Origin of the sequence: Streptomyces luteolus, from assembly GCF_029968015.1 — a bacterium.
Lineage (GTDB): Bacteria > Actinomycetota > Actinomycetes > Streptomycetales > Streptomycetaceae > Streptomyces > Streptomyces luteolus.
The window spans coordinates 43,111-59,227 of the sequence record NZ_JASCIS010000021.1 but is presented as its reverse complement, the minus strand read 5'-3'; the positions used below and the strand labels follow the sequence as shown (position 1 = coordinate 59,227).

At 72.9% G+C, this 16,117-nt stretch carries 11 protein-coding genes; 3 read left to right on the top strand and 8 right to left on the bottom strand.

Annotated elements, in window-relative coordinates; genetic code table 11:
* Window positions 1-65: 65 nt before the first annotated feature.
* Window positions 66-3,389, bottom strand: coding sequence for a S41 family peptidase (locus QIT00_RS21290; RefSeq protein ID WP_282536925.1), 3,324 nt, complete (start codon window positions 3,387-3,389; stop codon window positions 66-68).
* Window positions 3,390-3,466: 77 nt separating this feature from the next.
* On the opposite strand from QIT00_RS21290, the gene QIT00_RS21285 reads away from it, so the two are divergent.
* Window positions 3,467-3,820 carry a hypothetical protein gene (locus tag QIT00_RS21285; RefSeq protein WP_282536924.1) on the top strand — a complete coding sequence of 118 codons (354 nt, stop codon included), beginning with the start codon at window positions 3,467-3,469 and terminating at the stop codon, window positions 3,818-3,820.
* 176 nt (window positions 3,821-3,996) lie between these two features.
* Here QIT00_RS21285 and QIT00_RS21280 read toward each other — a convergent pair whose 3' ends face one another.
* The 4 genes from QIT00_RS21280 to hrcA form a co-directional block, all read right to left on the bottom strand.
* Window positions 3,997-4,734 carry a 16S rRNA (uracil(1498)-N(3))-methyltransferase gene (locus tag QIT00_RS21280; protein WP_282536923.1) on the bottom strand — a complete coding sequence of 246 codons (738 nt, stop codon included), beginning with the start codon at window positions 4,732-4,734 and terminating at the stop codon, window positions 3,997-3,999.
* Window positions 4,731-5,807, bottom strand: a complete 1,077-nt coding sequence (locus tag QIT00_RS21275) for a nitronate monooxygenase (RefSeq protein ID WP_282536922.1) — start codon at window positions 5,805-5,807, stop codon at window positions 4,731-4,733. Before QIT00_RS21275 ends, QIT00_RS21280 begins: the two co-directional genes overlap by 4 nt.
* Window positions 5,808-5,966: 159 nt before the next feature.
* A complete protein-coding gene (gene dnaJ, locus QIT00_RS21270) occupies window positions 5,967-7,103 on the bottom strand; it encodes a molecular chaperone DnaJ (RefSeq protein WP_282536921.1) in 1,137 nt (378 codons plus the stop codon).
* The gene (gene hrcA / locus QIT00_RS21265; protein ID WP_282536920.1) at window positions 7,104-8,120 is read right to left on the bottom strand and encodes a heat-inducible transcriptional repressor HrcA; all 1,017 of its coding nucleotides are present in this window, start codon (window positions 8,118-8,120) and stop codon (window positions 7,104-7,106) included.
* 175 nt (window positions 8,121-8,295) lie between these two features.
* On the opposite strand from hrcA, the gene QIT00_RS21260 reads away from it, so the two are divergent.
* Both QIT00_RS21260 and QIT00_RS21255 read left to right on the top strand, forming a co-directional pair.
* The gene (locus QIT00_RS21260) at window positions 8,296-9,036 is read left to right on the top strand and encodes an MBL fold metallo-hydrolase (RefSeq protein WP_282536919.1); all 741 of its coding nucleotides are present in this window, start codon (window positions 8,296-8,298) and stop codon (window positions 9,034-9,036) included.
* Window positions 9,037-9,070: 34 nt separating this feature from the next.
* Window positions 9,071-9,940, top strand: coding sequence for a DUF3097 domain-containing protein (locus QIT00_RS21255; protein WP_282536918.1), 870 nt, complete (start codon window positions 9,071-9,073; stop codon window positions 9,938-9,940).
* Window positions 9,941-10,188: 248 nt separating this feature from the next.
* Here the strand turns inward: QIT00_RS21255 and hemW are convergent, their stop codons facing one another.
* From hemW to QIT00_RS21240, 3 genes are all read right to left on the bottom strand, one after another.
* Window positions 10,189-11,430 (bottom strand): radical SAM family heme chaperone HemW, encoded by a 1,242-nt coding sequence (gene hemW, locus QIT00_RS21250; RefSeq protein WP_282536917.1) that lies wholly within the window; start codon window positions 11,428-11,430, stop codon window positions 10,189-10,191.
* A gap of 66 nt (window positions 11,431-11,496) precedes the next feature.
* Window positions 11,497-13,551, bottom strand: coding sequence for a SpoIIE family protein phosphatase (locus QIT00_RS21245; protein WP_408909818.1), 2,055 nt, complete (start codon window positions 13,549-13,551; stop codon window positions 11,497-11,499).
* Window positions 13,552-13,916: 365 nt separating this feature from the next.
* Entirely contained in the window at window positions 13,917-15,803 is a 1,887-nt protein-coding gene (locus QIT00_RS21240) for an AMP-dependent synthetase/ligase (RefSeq protein ID WP_282536915.1), read from the bottom strand.
* Window positions 15,804-16,117: the final 314 nt, after the last annotated feature.

Sequence of the window (16,117 nt, the reverse complement as noted above, 5' to 3'; positions counted from 1 at the left end):
TCCCCCCTGCTCGAGCGAAGCCGAGAGCTTGGGGGAGGGGGGCCGGGGGCGGAGCCCCCCGGGGGTTACAGGGGCGGGAGTTCCGGGGGCCGCTTCGCCGGGTTCTCCGCCAGCACCGCCAACGCCATCCGAACCGCCTCGTCCAGCTGAGGATCGCGTCCGGACGCGTAGTCCTGGGGTGCCGTGACGACCTCGACGTCCGGGTCGACGCCGTGGTTCTCCACCGACCACCCGTAACCCTCCAGCCAGATCGCGTACTTGGGCTGCGTGACAAGGGTTCCGTCGACGAGGCGGTAGCGGCTGTCGATGCCGACGACGCCGCCCCAGGTCCGCGTACCCACCACGGGACCGATGCCGAGGGCCTTGATCGCGGCGTTGACGATGTCGCCGTCGGAGCCGGAGAACTCGTTGGCGACGGCGACGACGGGCCCGCGCGGCGCGTCAAGGGGGTAGCTGTAGGCCGCCTGTCCGCGCGGCAGGTCCCAGCCGACGATGCGGCGGGCCAGCTTCTCCACGACGAGCTGCGAGGTGTGCCCGCCGCGGTTCTCGCGTACGTCGACGATCAGGCCCTCCTTGGCCACCTCCACCCGCAGGTCGCGGTGGATCTGGGCCCAGCCGGGCGCCTGCATGTCGGGGACGTGGAGGTAGCCGAGGCGCCCCTCGGACTTCTCGTGCACGTACGCCCGCCGGTCCGCGACCCACGCGTGGTACCGCAGCGGCTCCTCGTCGTCGATCGGCACGACCACCGCGTGCCGCGGATCGCCGCCGCCGGACGGGGAGATGGTCAGCTCGACGGGCCGGCCCGCGGCGCCCACGAGCAGCGGCCCCGGACCGGTGACGGAGTCGACGGGCCGCCCGTCGACCGCGAGCAGCGCGTCCCCCGGGCGCACCGCGACGCCGGGTGCGGCGAGCGGCGAGCGGGCGTGCGGGTCGGACGTCTCGGAGGCGAGGACGCGGTCGACGCGCCAACTGCCGTCCTCATGCAGGGAGATGTCGGCGCCGAGCAGTCCCTGCCGGGTGTCGGAGCCGCCGTACCCGCCGGGTCCGCTGACGTAGGCGTGCGAGGTGCCGAGCTCGCCGTGGAGTTCGTAGAGCAGGTCGACGAGGTCGTCGTGGGTGGCGAGGCGGTCGACGACGGGGCGGTACCGCGCGCAGACGGCCTCCCAGTCGACGCCGCCCATGTCCGCGCGCCAGAAGTGGTCCCGCATGAGGCGGCCGGTCTCGTCGAACATCTGCCGCCACTCGGCGACGGGGTCGACGTTCTGGCGGATACGGGACAGGTCGACGGTGATGTGGCTGTCGCCGTCGTCGTCGGCGGGGGCGCGGCGGTCGCTGGGGACCACCTTCAGCTGGTCGCCGCTGCGCAGCAGGACGCGCTTGCCGTCGCCGCTGACGCTGAAGTGGTCGGCGTCGGAGTGGAGTTCCTCGATCCGGCGCTGGGCCAGGTCGTACCGTTCGAGCGCGGTCTGCGGGCCGAGGTCGTCCAGGCCCGCGCGGTTGGCGCCGAGCGCGCCGCGGACCGGGTGGCGCAGCCAGAGCAGGCCGTCCTTGGCGGCGCGCAGCGTGGAGTAGCGGGCGGCCTCCACGGGGAAGGGCACGATCCGGTCGGCGAGCCCGTCGAGGTCGATACGCGTGGTGGGCGCGTCGTCGCCTCCTTGCACCTCGCCGGACTTCTCGGCGCTCTCGAAGGGCCGGCCGTGCCGCTGCGGTCCGAACGGCGACGGCGTCGTCGCGGACAGGGTGATGAGGTGCGGGCGGCAGGCGCCGACGAAGGCCAGGTCGAAGACGTGCACGTCGTAGACCGGGTCGAAGGAGCGCTCGGAGAGGAACGCGAGATGCCGGCCGTCGAGGGTGAACGCGGGCGCGTAGTCGCAGAAGCGCAGCGGGGTCGCCTCGGAGACGGTGAGGTCGGTGGTGTTGGCCAGCTTGAGCTGGCGCAGCGGGGAGGGCCCGGCGTGGGACCAGGCGAGCCAGCCGGAGTCGGGCGAGAAGACGAGCCCGGACGCCTCGCCGTGCTCGCTGCGGTCGACCTCCCTGACCTCCCCGGAGGCGCGCTCGACGAGCAGGATCCGCCCGTCGTGCGAGGTGACGGCGGCGCGGCTGCCGTCGGGCGCCATGGCGAGCGACAGCACCCGGCCCAACTGCCCCGCGGCGACCCGCCGTACGGTCCCGCCGGGCGCGACGCCGGTGGCCGGGGAGAACTCCAGGGCGTCGTCACCCTCGGCGTCCGTCACCCACACCACATGCTCCTCGCCCTCCACCCGGAAGGTGCGGGGCAGGCGCGCGCGTACGCCCAGTTCGGCGGTGAGGGTGCGGGCGGGGCCGTCGCGGTGGGTGACCCAGTGCACGGCGCCGCGCACGGAGACGGCGCTGCCCCGGCCGGTGTGGTCGGGGGCGGCGGTGCCGAGGTACCGCTCGGGCCGGACGGGGTGCGGCTGCAGGTCGGTGCGCTGCCCGCCGAGGCTGATGTCGAGGCGGCGGGGTTCGACGGCCGTGCGGTCGTCGAGGCTGTCGAGGCTGTCGAGGAGCCAGAGTTCACCGGCCGCGGAGTAGACGACGCGGCGCCCGTCGGTGGCGGCGTGCCGCGCGTAGAAGCCGTCGAGCGGGGTGTGCCTGCGCAGGTCGCTGCCGTCGAGCGGGGTGTGCCTGCGCAGATCGCTGCCGTCGAGCGGGGTGTGCCTGCGCAGATCGCTGCCGTCGAGCGGGGTGTGCCTGCGCAGATCGCTGCCGTCGGGCAGGGAGGAGTAGACGGCCCCGACCCCTTCGTGATCGGACAGGAACCCGATCCGCTCCCCGACCCACAGCGGATACTCGGCGTTCCCGTCGAGCTCGTCGAGTACGCGGACGAACTGGCCCTCTCCCGCCCGGTCGATCCACAACTTCCCCGCCGTGCCGCCGCGGTACCGCTTCCAGTACGCGGCCTCGCGGCCCATCGTCACGCTCTGCAGCAGCACTTCGCCGCCGGGGCCGAAGGCGAGGTCACCGACCGGCCCGTACGACAGCGTGCGCGCGGGCCCGCCGTCGAGCGGCACGGCACGGGCCCAGCTGCGGCGCAGTGAGGCCTGGCCCTCGGTGGTGACGGCGAGGACCTGTCCGTCCGGGGTCCAGCCGCGCACGGAGGTCTTCCAACTCCCCCAGTGCGTCAGCCGCTTGGCGGGACCGCCGTCGACCGGCGCGAGGTGCACCTCGGGGGCGCCGTCCCGGGTGGAGGTCCAGGCGACCTGGGTGCCGTCGGGCGAGATCCGCGGATGGTCGACCGGCATGTTGTCCGCGCTGACACGCCAAGCGCGACCACCGTCGAGCGGCGCGACCCAGACGTCGTCCTCAGCGATGAAGGCGACCAAGTCGCCCTGAATATGCGGGAACCGGAGGTAGGCAGGCTGCGTCACTCGGTCAGCCTATGCAGGTCACGCACCGGCCGTGGGGGGTTTGGATCACTTGGCCGGACCTTGCCTACGGTGAGCGGGTGCCCCGACTCCATCGCCTGCGACGGCTGGTGACCGACGACGCCACGTACCTCTGGACGGTCCGCCATCGCCACTCCCGCACGGGACCCTGCGCCGAGGTCCTCAGCCTCTACGCGGAGGGCTCCAAGGTCCCCTTGCGGCTGGTGTTCCGGGCGGGCGAGGGCCGGTACGTGGCCGACGGCTTGTGGCACGCGGGCTGCGTCACGACGGGCGACGGCAGGCTGCTGAACCTGCGGAAGCCAGGAGCCGTACGGCAGTTGGCGGATGCGGCACGGGCGGGCGGGTGGCTGCCGGGGGTGGGCGAACGGGACGGCTGGGTTCTGTTCGACACGGTGTTCCGGAGCGCGGGCTGAGTCTTCCCCGCCCCGCCCCTTCCCGAACTGGGGGCCAGCCCCCAGACCCCCGCTCCTCAAACGCCGGAGGGGCTGAATTTGCCGGTCTGGGGCCGCCCCCCCAGCCCCTCCGGCGTTTGAGGAGGCCCGTCCGGCAGGACTTCGGGAAGGGGCGGGGTGGGGAAAGAAGCACCCGGCTAGCCCCAGCGGCCCGAGCGGCCGAGGAGCAGTGCCGTGGCCGCCGTACCGGCCGTAGACGTGCGCAGGACGGACGGGCCCAGGCGGTACGGGGCCGCGCCCGACGACGCGAAGAGGTCCAACTCCTCGGGGGAGACGCCGCCTTCGGGGCCGACGACCAGGATCACGTCACCCGTCGCGGGGAGCGCCGCCGAGGCCAGCGGCGTACTGCCCTCCTCGTGCAGGACCGCCGCGAACGCCGCCCCGGCGAGCAGCTCCGCGACGTCCTTCGTCGAGGCGAGGTCGGCGACCTCGGGGAACCGCAGCCGGCGGGCCTGCTTGCCCGCCTCACGGGCGGTCGCCCGCCACTTGCCGAGGGACTTGACCCCCCGCTCCCCGCGCCACTGCGTGATGCAACGGGACGCCGCCCACGGCACGATCGCGTCGACGCCGGTCTCCGTCATGGTCTCCACGGCCAACTCGCCCCGGTCGCCCTTGGGCAGAGCCTGGACGACGGTGATGCGGGGCGCGGGCTCGGGGTCCGCGAGGGACCCGGTCAGCTCGACCGTGAGCCGGTCCTTGCCCTCCGCGGCGAGCACGACAGCCGAGGCGCCGCGGCCGAGCCCGTCCGTGAGGACCACCCGCTCCCCCGCGCGCAGCCGCCGTACCGACACCGCGTGCCGGCCCTCGGGCCCGTCGAGTACGAACTCGCCGCCGCCGCAGGGGACTTCGTCCACCACGAAGACCGGCGCGGTCATCGCGCGCCGCCCCGCTGGGTGAGCCCCGCCCGCGCCGCGTCCAGCTCGGCCGCGAGCACCTCGACCAGCTGACCGGCGGGCAGCTCCCGGCTCAGCCGGTGCCCCTGGCCCGCCCACAGGCTCATGCCCTGCGCGTCCCCGGCCTTGGCCGCCGCCTTGCGGATGCCGCCGGTCAGGTAGTGGACCTGCGGGTACGCGGCGGGCGCGTAAGGCCCGTGCTCGCGCATGAAGCGGTTGACGAGGCCACGCGCCGGGCGGCCGGAGAACGCGCGGGTGAGTTCCGTGCGTACGAACAAGGGGTTCGTCATGGCCTGCTTGTGCAGCGGGTTCGCGCCCGACTCGGGGCAGACCAGGAACGCGGTGCCGAACTGCGCCGCCTCCGCCCCGGCCGCGAGCACGGCCGCGATCTGGCTGCCGCGCATCAGGCCGCCGGCCGCGACGATCGGCAGCTGCACGGTCTCGCGCACCTGGGCGATCAGCGCGAGCAGGCCGACGCCGCTGCCGTCGCGCTCGGGGTCGTCGCGGTGCGTGCCCTGGTGGCCGCCGGCCTCGACGCCCTGCACGCACACCGCGTCGGCGCCGGCCCACTGCGCGGCCTGGGCCTCTTCGGCGCTGGTGACGGTGACGACGGTGGTGGTGCCGACCCGCGCGAAGGCCTCGAGGACGTCCCGCGTGGGGCAGCCGAAGGTGAAGGAGACGAGGGGTACGGGGTCGTCGAAGAGGATGGCCAGCTTGGCCTCATAGCCGTCGTCACGCCCGGAGTCCGGGTCGCCGAGCGGGGCGTCGTACCAGGCGGACTCGCCGGTGAGCTGGTGGGCGTAGACGGCGATCGCGCTCGGGTCGGCGTAGTCGGGCTGCGGCATGAACAGGTTGACGCCGAAGGGCCGGTCGGTGAGCCCGCGCAGCTGCTGGATCTCCTGGTACATGCCGTCGGCGGTCTTGTACCCGGCGGCCAGGAATCCGAGGCCGCCGGCTTCGGAGACGGCCGCGGCGAGAGGAGGGCAGGATGCGCCACCGGCCATGGGGGCCTGCACGATCGGGTACGGGCTGAGATCGGTCAGTGCGGTGGACATGAGCGCATGCTTTCACGTCCACCGCACCCCGCAGAATTCAGGCCCGGCCCCAGCCGTCACCGCCCGTTGAACGCATCCTTCAACCGATGGAACAACCCCTGCTGCCCCGACTGACTGTGCCTGCCCGGGGGACAACCCCCGGACCCCCGGCCCAGGCCGTCACCGCCCGTTGAACGCATCCTTCAACCGATGGAACAACCCCTGCTGCCCCGGCTGGAACTGCCCCGTGGGCCGTTCCTCGCCGCGGGCCTTGGCGAGCTCGCGCAGGATCCGCTCCTGCTCCGGGTCCAGCTTGGTGGGCGTGGTGACCTCGACGTGCACGATGAGGTCGCCTCGGCCGCCGCCGCGCAGGTGCGTGACGCCGCGGCCGTGCAGCGGGATCGACTGGCCGGACTGGGTGCCGGGCCGGATGTCGACCTCCTCCATCCCGTCGAGCGTCTCAAGCGGGACCTTCGTGCCGAGTGCCGCCGCCGTCATCGGGATGGTGACCGTGCAGTGCAGGTCGTCGCCGCGCCGCTGGAAGACCGGGTGCGGGAGTTCGTGGATCTCGACGTAGAGGTCGCCGGCGGGGCCGCCGCCGGGGCCGACCTCGCCCTCGCCCGCGAGCTGGATCCGCGTGCCGTTGTCGACACCGGCCGGGATCTTCACCGTGAGCGTGCGCCGGGACCGGATCCGGCCGTCGCCCGCGCACTCGGGGCACGGGGTCGGGACGACGGTGCCGAAGCCCTGGCACTGCGGGCAGGGGCGCGAGGTCATGACCTGGCCCAGGAAGGACCGGGTGACCTGGGAGACCTCACCGCGGCCGCGGCACATGTCACAGGTCTGCGCCGAGGTGCCGGGGGCCGCGCCCTCGCCGGAGCAGGTCGTACAGACCACGGCGGTGTCGACCTGGATGTCCTTGGTGGTGCCGAACGCGGCCTCGTCCAGCTCGATCTCGAGCCGGATCATCGCGTCCTGGCCCCGGCGGGTACGCGACCGCGGGCCGCGCTGGGACGCCGTACCGAAGAACGCGTCCATGATGTCCGAGAAGTTCCCGAACCCGCCCTGGCCGAAGCCGCCGGCACCGCCGCCGCCCGCCTGGGACAGCGGGTCGCCGCCGAGGTCGTAGACCTGCTTCTTCTGCGGGTCCGACAACACCTCGTAGGCGGCGTTGATCTCCTTGAAGCGCTCCTGCGTCTTCGGATCGGGGTTCACATCCGGGTGGAGCTCGCGCGCCAGTCTCCGGAAGGCCTTCTTGATCTCGTCCTGGGAAGCGTCGCGGCGCACGCCAAGAGTGGCGTAGTAGTCCGTGGCCACTTACGACTCCGCCAGGATCTGTCCGACGTAACGTGCCACTGCGCGTACTGCTCCCATCGTTCCGGGGTAGTCCATGCGGGTCGGTCCGACCACGCCGAGTTTGGCGACTGCTTCGCCGCCCGAACCGTAGCCGACCGAGACGACGGACGTGGAGTTGAGGCCCTCGTGGGCGTTCTCGTGCCCAATACGTACGGTCATGCCCGAATCCTTGGCCTCGCCGAGCAGCTTGAGGAGCACGACCTGCTCCTCCAGCGCTTCGAGCACCGGCCGGATCACGAGCGGGAAATCGTGCCCGAAGCGGGTGAGATTGGCGGTGCCGCCGATCATCAGCCGCTCCTCGGTCTCCTCGACGAGGGTTTCGAGGAGGGTCGCGAGCACGGTCGAGACGGTGCCGCGGTCGTCCGTCTCGAAGGACTCGGGAAGGTCCTGCACCAGCTGCGGTACGTCGGAGAAACGACGCCCCGCGACCCGGCTGTTGAGCCGGGCCCGCAGATCCGCTAGCGCGGTGTCGCCGAACGGTGCCGGGCAGTCCACGTGCCGCTGCTCGACCCGGCCGGTGTCGGTGATCACCACCAGCATCAGCCGCGCGGGCGCGAGCGAGAGCAGTTCGACATGGCGCACCGTGGACCGCGTCAGGGACGGGTACTGCACCACGGCGACCTGCCGGGTCAACTGCGCGAGCAGCCGGACCGTACGACCCACGACGTCGTCGAGGTCGACGGCGCCGTCGAGGAAGTTCTGGATCGCGCGGCGCTCGGCACCGGAGAGCGGCTTGACGCCCGCGAGCTTGTCGACGAAGAGGCGGTACCCCCTGTCGGTGGGGATGCGCCCGGCACTGGTGTGCGGCTGGGCGATGAAGCCCTCTTCCTCCAGGGCCGCCATGTCGTTGCGCACGGTGGCCGGGGAGACGCCGAGGCTGTGCCGCTCGGTGAGCGCCTTGGAGCCGACGGGCTCCTCGGTGCCGACGTAGTCCTGGACGATGGCGCGCAGCACCTCAAGTCTGCGTTCACTCAGCATGCGCACACACCTCCCTGCCCTCGTCCCCGCAGTGTCCGTCTCGCCGACCGCCTGGCACTCAACACAGCAGAGTGCCAGCTTCACCGGCCCAGTGTACGGCCGTGGGGTACTCCCGCGGCAAGGGTGGGTGCGATGAGGCCGCGCAGCCCCGCGCGGGCGGGGTTAGCGTCTCGGTATGCGGTTGACTTGGGAAGAGCCGTACGCGTCCGAGTGGGAGCGGTTGTCCCCCTGTGCGGCGCGGCGCCGCCTCCCCCGCTGGGACTGCACGGTGGGCCTGGTCGCGGGTGAGCACGCGGCGCTCCTGGTGGACGCGGGGTCGTCACTGCGGGAGGGCGCGGAGCTGCGTCGGCAGGCCGAGGCGCTCCTCGGCGGGAGGCGTGTGACGCATCTCGCGCTCACGCACCCCCACTTCGACCATGTCCTGGGCGCGGCCGCGTTCTCCGGAGTCGAGGTGTTCGGCGCGGTCGGCGTCGACGGGGTCCTGACCCGCGGCCGCGACGAGCTGGCCGCGGACGCGGTACGGCACGGCCTGGACGCGCGTGCGGCGGGCGAGGCCGCCGATCTCCTGGTCCGCCCGCACCGTCTTGTGTGCGGCGAGTGGACGCTCGACCTGGGCGGGGTGCAGGTGCTGCTCGCCAATGTCGGCCCCGGTCACACGGGTCACGATCTGGCAGTCCTGGTGTCGGGGTCGGGCGGCTCCCCGGAGATCGTGTTCTGCGGCGATCTGGTCGAGGAGTCCGGCGACCCGCAGGCGGGCCCGGACGCGATGCCCGCCCAGTGGCCGCACGCCCTGGACCGACTGCTCGACCTGGGCGGGGAGCACGCGGTGTACGTACCGGGGCACGGTTCGGTGGTGGACGCGGCGTTTGTCCGTGAGCAACGGGCCACGCTGGCCGCGCTGTTCGGCGTGTCGTAGCCACCGCCGGGAGGCTTCTCTTATCGTCGGCCGAATGCGCCCACCCGTCTCCCGCCACCGCCCCTCCAACGAGGGCCCTTCGGGCCCGCAGCGCCGTTCGTACAGCCCCGATCTCACCCCGCCGTGGAAGAAGCGGAAGCCGGTCCCCGAGGTGGCCGCCGACCGCGATCTGGTCGTGGAGGAGGTGTCCACCGGGTTCTGCGGTGCGGTGATCGGCTGCGAGGCGGGCACGGTCACGCTGGAGGACCGCTTCGGCAAGCACCGCGTCTTCCCGCTCGAACCGCGCGGCTTCCTCCTGGAGGGCCGCGTCGTGACCCTGGTCCGCCCTGCCGCGTCGACTCCGGTACGTCCCACCCGTACCGCCTCCGGTTCGGTCGCCGTCCCCGGCGCTCGGGCCCGGGTCGCGCGGGCCGGACGGATCTACGTCGAGGGGCGGCACGACGCGGAGCTGGTCGAGAAGGTGTGGGGCGACGACCTGCGGATCGAGGGCGTGGTCGTGGAGTACCTGGAGGGTGTCGACGATCTCCCCGCCATCGTCGCCGAGTTCGCCCCGGACGCTCAGGCGCGCCTGGGGGTCCTGGTCGACCATCTGGTCCCCGGCTCGAAGGAGTCCCGCATCGCGGCGTCGGTGAGCAGCGAGCACGCGCTGGTGGTGGGGCACCCGTACATCGACATCTGGGAGGCCGTGAAGCCCTCCGCGCTGGGCATCGCGGGGTGGCCCCGCGTGCCCCGGGGCCAGGACTGGAAGACGGGCGTCTGCGAGGCCCTGGGGTGGCCGTCCGCGAACACCGGGGCGGTGTGGCAGGCGATTCTGGGGCGGGTGTCGTCGTACCGGGACCTGGAACCTGAACTCCTGGGGCGGGTGGAGGAGTTGATCGATTTTGTAACGGTGCCGGTGGAGTAGGGCCGGGGGGTTTTCCCCTCCCCGCCCCTTCCCGAAAGTCCTGCGGACAGCCACGGGGGCCAGCCCCCGGACCCCCGCTCCTCAAACGCCGGAGGGGCTGGATTTGCCGGTGGGGCGGGTTTTTCAGGGGCGCGGGGAACTGCGCGACCAGCCACGACGGCGCGGCAGCCGAATGACAGCGCCGCAGCCACGCGGCGCCAGCCGCATATCGGACACAGTCGGGAGGGCGGGGAGGGGAGGAATCCGCCTCAGTCGACCAGGTCCCGCACCACCCCGTCCGCCAGCAACCGCCCCCGCAGGGTGAGGACCGCGCGGTCCTCCTCGTACTGGACCGGGTCCAGCAGCCCCTCCGCGAGGAACCCGCGCGAAGCCGCGAGCCCCTCCGGACGGAGCAGGGACAGCGGCACCCCTTCCCGCAGCCGGAGTTCGAGCAGCACCCGCTCGACCCGCCGGTCCTCCGAGGACAGCAGCTCCCGCCCGGCACCGGGCGAACCACCGGCCACCAGCGCCTGGGCGTACGCGCCCGGATGCTTGACGTTCCACCACCGCACGCCCCCGACGTGCGAGTGCGCGCCCGGGCCTGCGCCCCACCAGTCCGCGCCGCGCCAGTACAGCTCGTTGTGCAGGCAGCGGGCGGCGTCGGTGGTGGCCCAGTTGGACACCTCGTACCAGGAGAAGCCCGCCTCGGCGAGCAGCGAGTCGGCGATCAGGTAGCGGTCGGCGTGCACGTCGTCGTCGGTCATCGGGACCTCGCCGCGGCGGATGCGGCGGGCCAGCTGGGTGCCCTCCTCGACGATCAGGGCGTACGCCGAGACATGGTCGGGGCCGGCGCCGATCGCCGCTTCGAGGGAGGCCCGCCAGTCGTCGTCGGACTCGCCGGGCGTGCCGTAGATCAGGTCGAGGTTGACGTGCTCGAAGCCGGCCGCGCGGGCCTCCGCGACGCAGGCCTCGGGGCGGCCCGGGGTGTGCGTGCGGTCGAGGACCTTCAGGACGTGCTGCCGGGCGCTCTGCATGCCGAACGAGATCCGGTTGAACCCGCCCTCGCGCAGCTCCGTGAGGTACGCCGGGTCGACGGACTCCGGGTTGGCCTCGGTCGTGACCTCGGCGTCGGGGGCGAGGCCGAACTCCGCGCGCAGTGCGCCGAGGACCCGGACGAGATCGGCAGCGGGCAGCAGCGTGGGCGTGCCGCCGCCGACGAAGACCGTGCGGACCGCGCGCGGGTCGTCGCCGAGGACCTTGCGGGCGAGGCGGATCTCCTCGATCAGGTGGTCCGCGTAGTTGTCCCGCGAGGCCAGGGCGCCCTCGGGTCCGCGCAGCTCGCTGGCGGTGTAGGTGTTGAAGTCGCAGTACCCGCAGCGGGTCGCGCAGTACGGGACGTGCAGATAGAACCCGAGGGGGCGGGCGGCCGCGTCGGCCAGGGCGTGCGCGGGCAGCGCCCCGTCGAAGGGCACGGGCTCACCATCGGGGAGTACGGAGGGCATGGGGTCCATTGTCCCGTACCGCCGCCGGAAGCCGGTCCGCCTGTGGATAACTCCAGCAAGCCGACGGGCCGGGGCTCACTGCGCCTGCAGCACGAGCAGCGCGAGGTCGTCGTCCGGCGGTTCGGCGGAGAACTCGTGCACGAGGTGCCTGATCCGCTCCGCGACGTGCAGGGCGCTGAGGCCGGTGCAGGTGGCGAGGGCGTCCGCGAGCCCGTCGCCGTCGTCGAACTGGCGGGGCCCGTCCCGGCGTTCCGTGACGCCGTCGGTGACGAGGAGCAGCGTCTCTCCGCGGCGCAGCAGGAAGGTCTCGCCGGTGTACGTCGCGTCGTCCATCACGCCGAGGATCACCTGCGGCTCGGCGACGGCACGGACGCGGCCCTCGGGGTCGAGGACCAGCGGCAGCGGGTGGCCGGCGCAGGCCACGGTGCAGCGCACGCCCTCGTCGGTGGGGACGAGCTCGCCGTACAGGACGGAGAGGAAGCGGCTGGGCGAGGCGGTGTCGGGGTGGCCGGTGTGCGGCAGGGCGGTGTGCGCGGACCCGTGCGCACCGCTCGTACGCGAACCGGGCTCGGGCAGTCCGGGCAGTCCGGCGGCGGCGACGGCGCGGGCGGCGGCCTCGGCGGCTTCCATGGCGTCGTCGAGCAGGGCCTGGTTGAGGCGGGTGAGGACGTCCCCGACGCTGTATCCCTCGCGGGCGAGCAGCCGCAGCCAGGGGCGGGCGAGGCCGGTGACGACGGCGGCCTCGGGGCCGTTGCCGCAGACGTCGCCGAGGGCGAAGCACCAGCGGCCGTCGCCCGCGGGGAACACGTCGTAGAAGTCGCCGCCCGCGAGGCCCTTGTCGCGGGGTTCGTAGACGAGCGCGGTCTGGAGCCCCGGGACCTCGGCGACGGAGCTGGGCAGCAGGCCGCGCTGCAGGACGCGGCTGATGGTGGCCTGCCGGGTGTACTGCCGGGCGGCGCCCACGGCGAGGGCGACGCGGCGGCTGAAGTCCTGCAGCAGACCGGTGACTTCGTCGGGGAAGCGCTGCTGTCCGGCCCGGCCGACGAGCAGCGTGCCGAGGGCGCGGCCGCCCGCGACCAGGCGGTGGGCGAGGGCCGTGCCGTCCGGCTCCGCGAGACCTTCGGTGGGCCAGGGCACGGTGAAGGGGCCGGAGTGCGGCGGTCCGTGCAGGTGCGGCGGCTCCTTCTCCAGGACGCGGTGCAGCTCCTCGATGCGGTTCTCGCTGCGGTGCCAGACGCGGGCGAGGCGGGGTGCGGAGGCCGCGGGTGCGCTGCGCCGGTCGCCCTCGTCGTCGAGCCAGACCGCGCACCAGTCGGCGATGTGCGGGACGAGCAGCTGCCCGGCGAGGGCGGCGACCAGGTCCTCGTCGAGCTGCCCGGCGAGCAGGTCGGAGGCCTCGGCGAGGAAGGTGACGGCGTCGCGGTGGCCCCAGGCGCCGGGGTCGCGGGCGCGGTCGGAGTCGCGGCCGCCCTGCTCGCGCGCGTGGTCCGGGTCGCGGGCGCGGTCGTGGGCGAGCAGTTCGGCGGCGCGGAGCCCGCGCTCGGTGGCCTGCTCCCCCGCGTACACCTCCAGCTCCCTCGCCACGTCGACGCCGTCCACGGGCAGCCGCGCCCAGACGGTCTTGCTGCCGGTGCGGTACGTGATGCCCCAGGACTCGGAGAGGGAGGCGACGAGGTGGAGGCCGCGGCCGTACTCGGACCCGTCCGCGGTGCGCTCGGTGCTCGCGCCGTGCACGGGCCGGGCCGGGTGGTGGTCGGTGACCTCGACGAGCAGGGAGGCGCCCTCGCCCTCGTCGTTCTCCTCGGCGTACTCCAGGCGGCAGAGCACCTCGACGTCGGTGCCGGCGTGCACCACGGCGTTGGTGACGAGTTCGCTGACGAGGACCACGGCGTCGTCGACGAGGCGTTCGGTGATGCCGTCGACGGCGGGCGGCGGGGCGTGTTCCGCCGGGTCGGCGCGTGCGGCGGGCTCCGCCCAGTCGGCGAGGGCGGAGCGGACGAAGCGGCGGGCGGCGGCGGGGGCGAGGGAGTTGCCGGTCAGGGTGGTGCGCGCGCAGGGATGGGCCTCCCGTGGGACATGCGGAGGCGACGGGCGGGACTCCGGCGCGGACGTGCCGGTCTCCCGCTGCATTGGAATGAACCCCACGTGCAGCTCCTGAGCGGGTCGGACGGTGTGCTGCCTCAGGCGGCCACGCCAGAGTGACAGACAGAGCCCGCTCATAAGCACCGAGTTACCGAACTAGGCCGCCAAGAGCGCAAACCGTGCTATGCCCGCGCTCGGAAACGATCAATTCCGGACGGAGTGGCGCAGCCCGGAGGAGATCATTCCGGAAACACCGCCGACACGCGTGGGCGCGGCCCCCGGACCGCATCCGGGGGCCGCGCCCGCTCTCGTCACCCTCAGGGGCTACGCGTGCCTAACTTCTCCATGGCCCCCGCGCGCCTCACTTCTCCATAGCCCCCGCGTGCCTCACTTCTCCATAGCTCCCGCGCGCCTCACTTCTCCATAGCGCCCGCGTACATCTCGTCGATGAGCCCCTTGTACTCGCGCTCCACGACCGGCCGCTTCAGCTTCAGGCTGGGCGTCAACTCGCCGTGCTCCACGTCGAGATCGCGCGGCAGCAGCCGGAACTTCTTGATGGTCTGCCACTTCTGCAGGCCCTGGTTGAGCTCCCGCACATAGCCGTCGACGAGCGTGACCGTCCGCTGGTCCGCCACGACCTCCGCGTACGACTTCCCGCCCAGGCCCTGCTCCTCGGCCCAGGCGAGGATCGACGGCTCGTCAAGGGCGACCAGGGCGGTGCAGAAGTTCCGGTCGGCGCCGTGCACCAGGATGTTGGAGACGTACGGGCAGACCGCCTTGAACTGGCCCTCGACCTCGGCCGGCGCGATGTACTTGCCGCCGGAGGTCTTGATCAGGTCCTTCTTGCGGTCGGTGATCCGCAGATAGCCGTCGGCGGACAGCTCGCCGATGTCGCCGGTGTGGAACCAGCCGTCGCTCTCCAGGACTTCGTCGGTCTTCTCGGGGAGGCCGTGGTAGCCCTGCATGATGCCGGGGCCGCGCAGCAGGATCTCGCCGTCGTCCGCGATCCGCACCTCGGTGCCGGGCAGCGGCTTGCCGACGGTGCCGGTGCGGTACGCCTCGCCGGGGTTCACGAAGGAGGCGGCGCTGGACTCGGTGAGTCCGTACCCCTCCAGGATGTGGATGCCGGCGCCGGAGAAGAAGTAGCCGATCTCGGGCGCGAGCGCCGCCGAGCCGGAGACGCAGGCGCGCAGGCGTCCGCCGAAGGCCTCGCGCAGCTTGCCGTAGACCAGCTTGTCGGCGACGGCGTGCTTGGCGGAGAGCGGGAACGGTGCCGAGGCGTTGCCGGTCCTGCGGAAGTTGTCCTGCGTGACCTTGGCGTACTCGCGGGCCACACCGGCCGCCCACTGGAAGATCTTGTACTTGGCGCCACCCCCGGCACGAGCCTTGGCGGCGACCCCGTTGTAGACCTTCTCGAAGATCCGCGGCACGGCGGCCATGTACGTCGGCTGCACGACCGGCAGATTCTCGATGATCTTGTCGACGCGTCCGTCGACGGCGGTCACGTGCCCGACCTCGATCTGCCCGCTGGTCAGCACCTTGCCGAAGACGTGCGCGAGCGGCAGCCACAGGTACTGCACGTCGTCGGGCCCGACGAGCCCGGTCGCCGCGATGGCCTTCGCCATGTACGACCAGTTGTCGTGCGGAAGGCGCACACCCTTGGGGCGGCCGGTGGTGCCGGAGGTGTAGATCAGCGTCGCGAGCTGGTCCTTGGTGATGTTCCCGATCCGCTCCTTGACGGCCTCGGGGTGCTTCTCCAGGTACGCCGCTCCGCGCGCCTCCAGGTCGGCGAGCGAGAGCACCCAGTCGTCGCCCTCACCGGTCGCGAGCCCGTGGTCGCCGTCGATGACGACGACGTGCTTCAGGTCCGGCAGCTCCGCGCGCCGCTCCCGCGCCTTCGCCAGCTGCGCCTCGTTCTCGGCGATCAGCACCTTGCTGGCGGAGTCGGACAGGATGTACGCCGATTCGTCGGCGTTCGTCGAGGAGTACACCGTCGTCGTGGCCGCGCCCGCGCAGAGGATCGCGAGGTCGGCGAGGATCCACTCGACCCGGGTGTCGGAGGCGAGCGCCACCCGCTCCTCGGGCTGGATGCCGAGGTCGATCAGGCCGGCCGCGATCGCGAACACCCGCTCGGCGGCCTGGCCCCAGCTCAGGGACTTCCAGTCGTCGGGCCCGCTGCCGGAGGCCGACGGCACCGGATAGCGGTAGGCCTCGGCGTCCGGCGTGGCCGCAACGCGCTCAAGGAAGAGGCTCGCCACGGAGGGCGGACGGTTCTCGATCTGTGTCTGTGTGTCGCTCACGACATCCTCCGGGCCCGCGACAGTGCGTGCGTCTGTTGGCGTGCGTCTGCTGGGGGGCGGTTGTTTAACTAGCGAGTAACCTTCGAGCAGTGATCAGAGTAGAGCGCCCGCGCCCGCCACGTAAGGGGCTGCGACCTCTCACTTTCAACAGAACGCGGCAGGGCGTGCGGGGGTGACGGGGCGAGACTCACGCACATGACAAAGGCCCGCCGCGCGAGTCGCGCGGCGGGCCTGCACCCGGCCTCCCCGGAGATTCCGCTTCCGGGCTGCTTCGGGCTGCTTAGGGCTTGCTGCTTAGGGCTTGCTGCTTCCGG

Bases quoted from the DNA above. Each gene is read 5' to 3' on its own strand.
- QIT00_RS21280 (WP_282536923.1), bottom strand. From the start codon at position 4,734: ATGACCGCGCCGGTCTTCGTGGTGGACGAAGTCCCCTGCGGCGGCGGC.
- QIT00_RS21275 (WP_282536922.1), bottom strand. From the start codon at position 5,807: ATGTCCACCGCACTGACCGATCTCAGCCCGTACCCGATCGTGCAGGCC.
- hrcA (WP_282536920.1), bottom strand. From the start codon at position 8,120: ATGCTGAGTGAACGCAGACTTGAGGTGCTGCGCGCCATCGTCCAGGAC.
- QIT00_RS21260 (WP_282536919.1), top strand. From the start codon at position 8,296: ATGCGGTTGACTTGGGAAGAGCCGTACGCGTCCGAGTGGGAGCGGTTG.
- QIT00_RS21255 (WP_282536918.1), top strand. From the start codon at position 9,071: ATGCGCCCACCCGTCTCCCGCCACCGCCCCTCCAACGAGGGCCCTTCG.
- hemW (WP_282536917.1), bottom strand. From the start codon at position 11,430: ATGGACCCCATGCCCTCCGTACTCCCCGATGGTGAGCCCGTGCCCTTC.
- QIT00_RS21245 (WP_408909818.1), bottom strand. From the start codon at position 13,551: ATGCAGCGGGAGACCGGCACGTCCGCGCCGGAGTCCCGCCCGTCGCCT.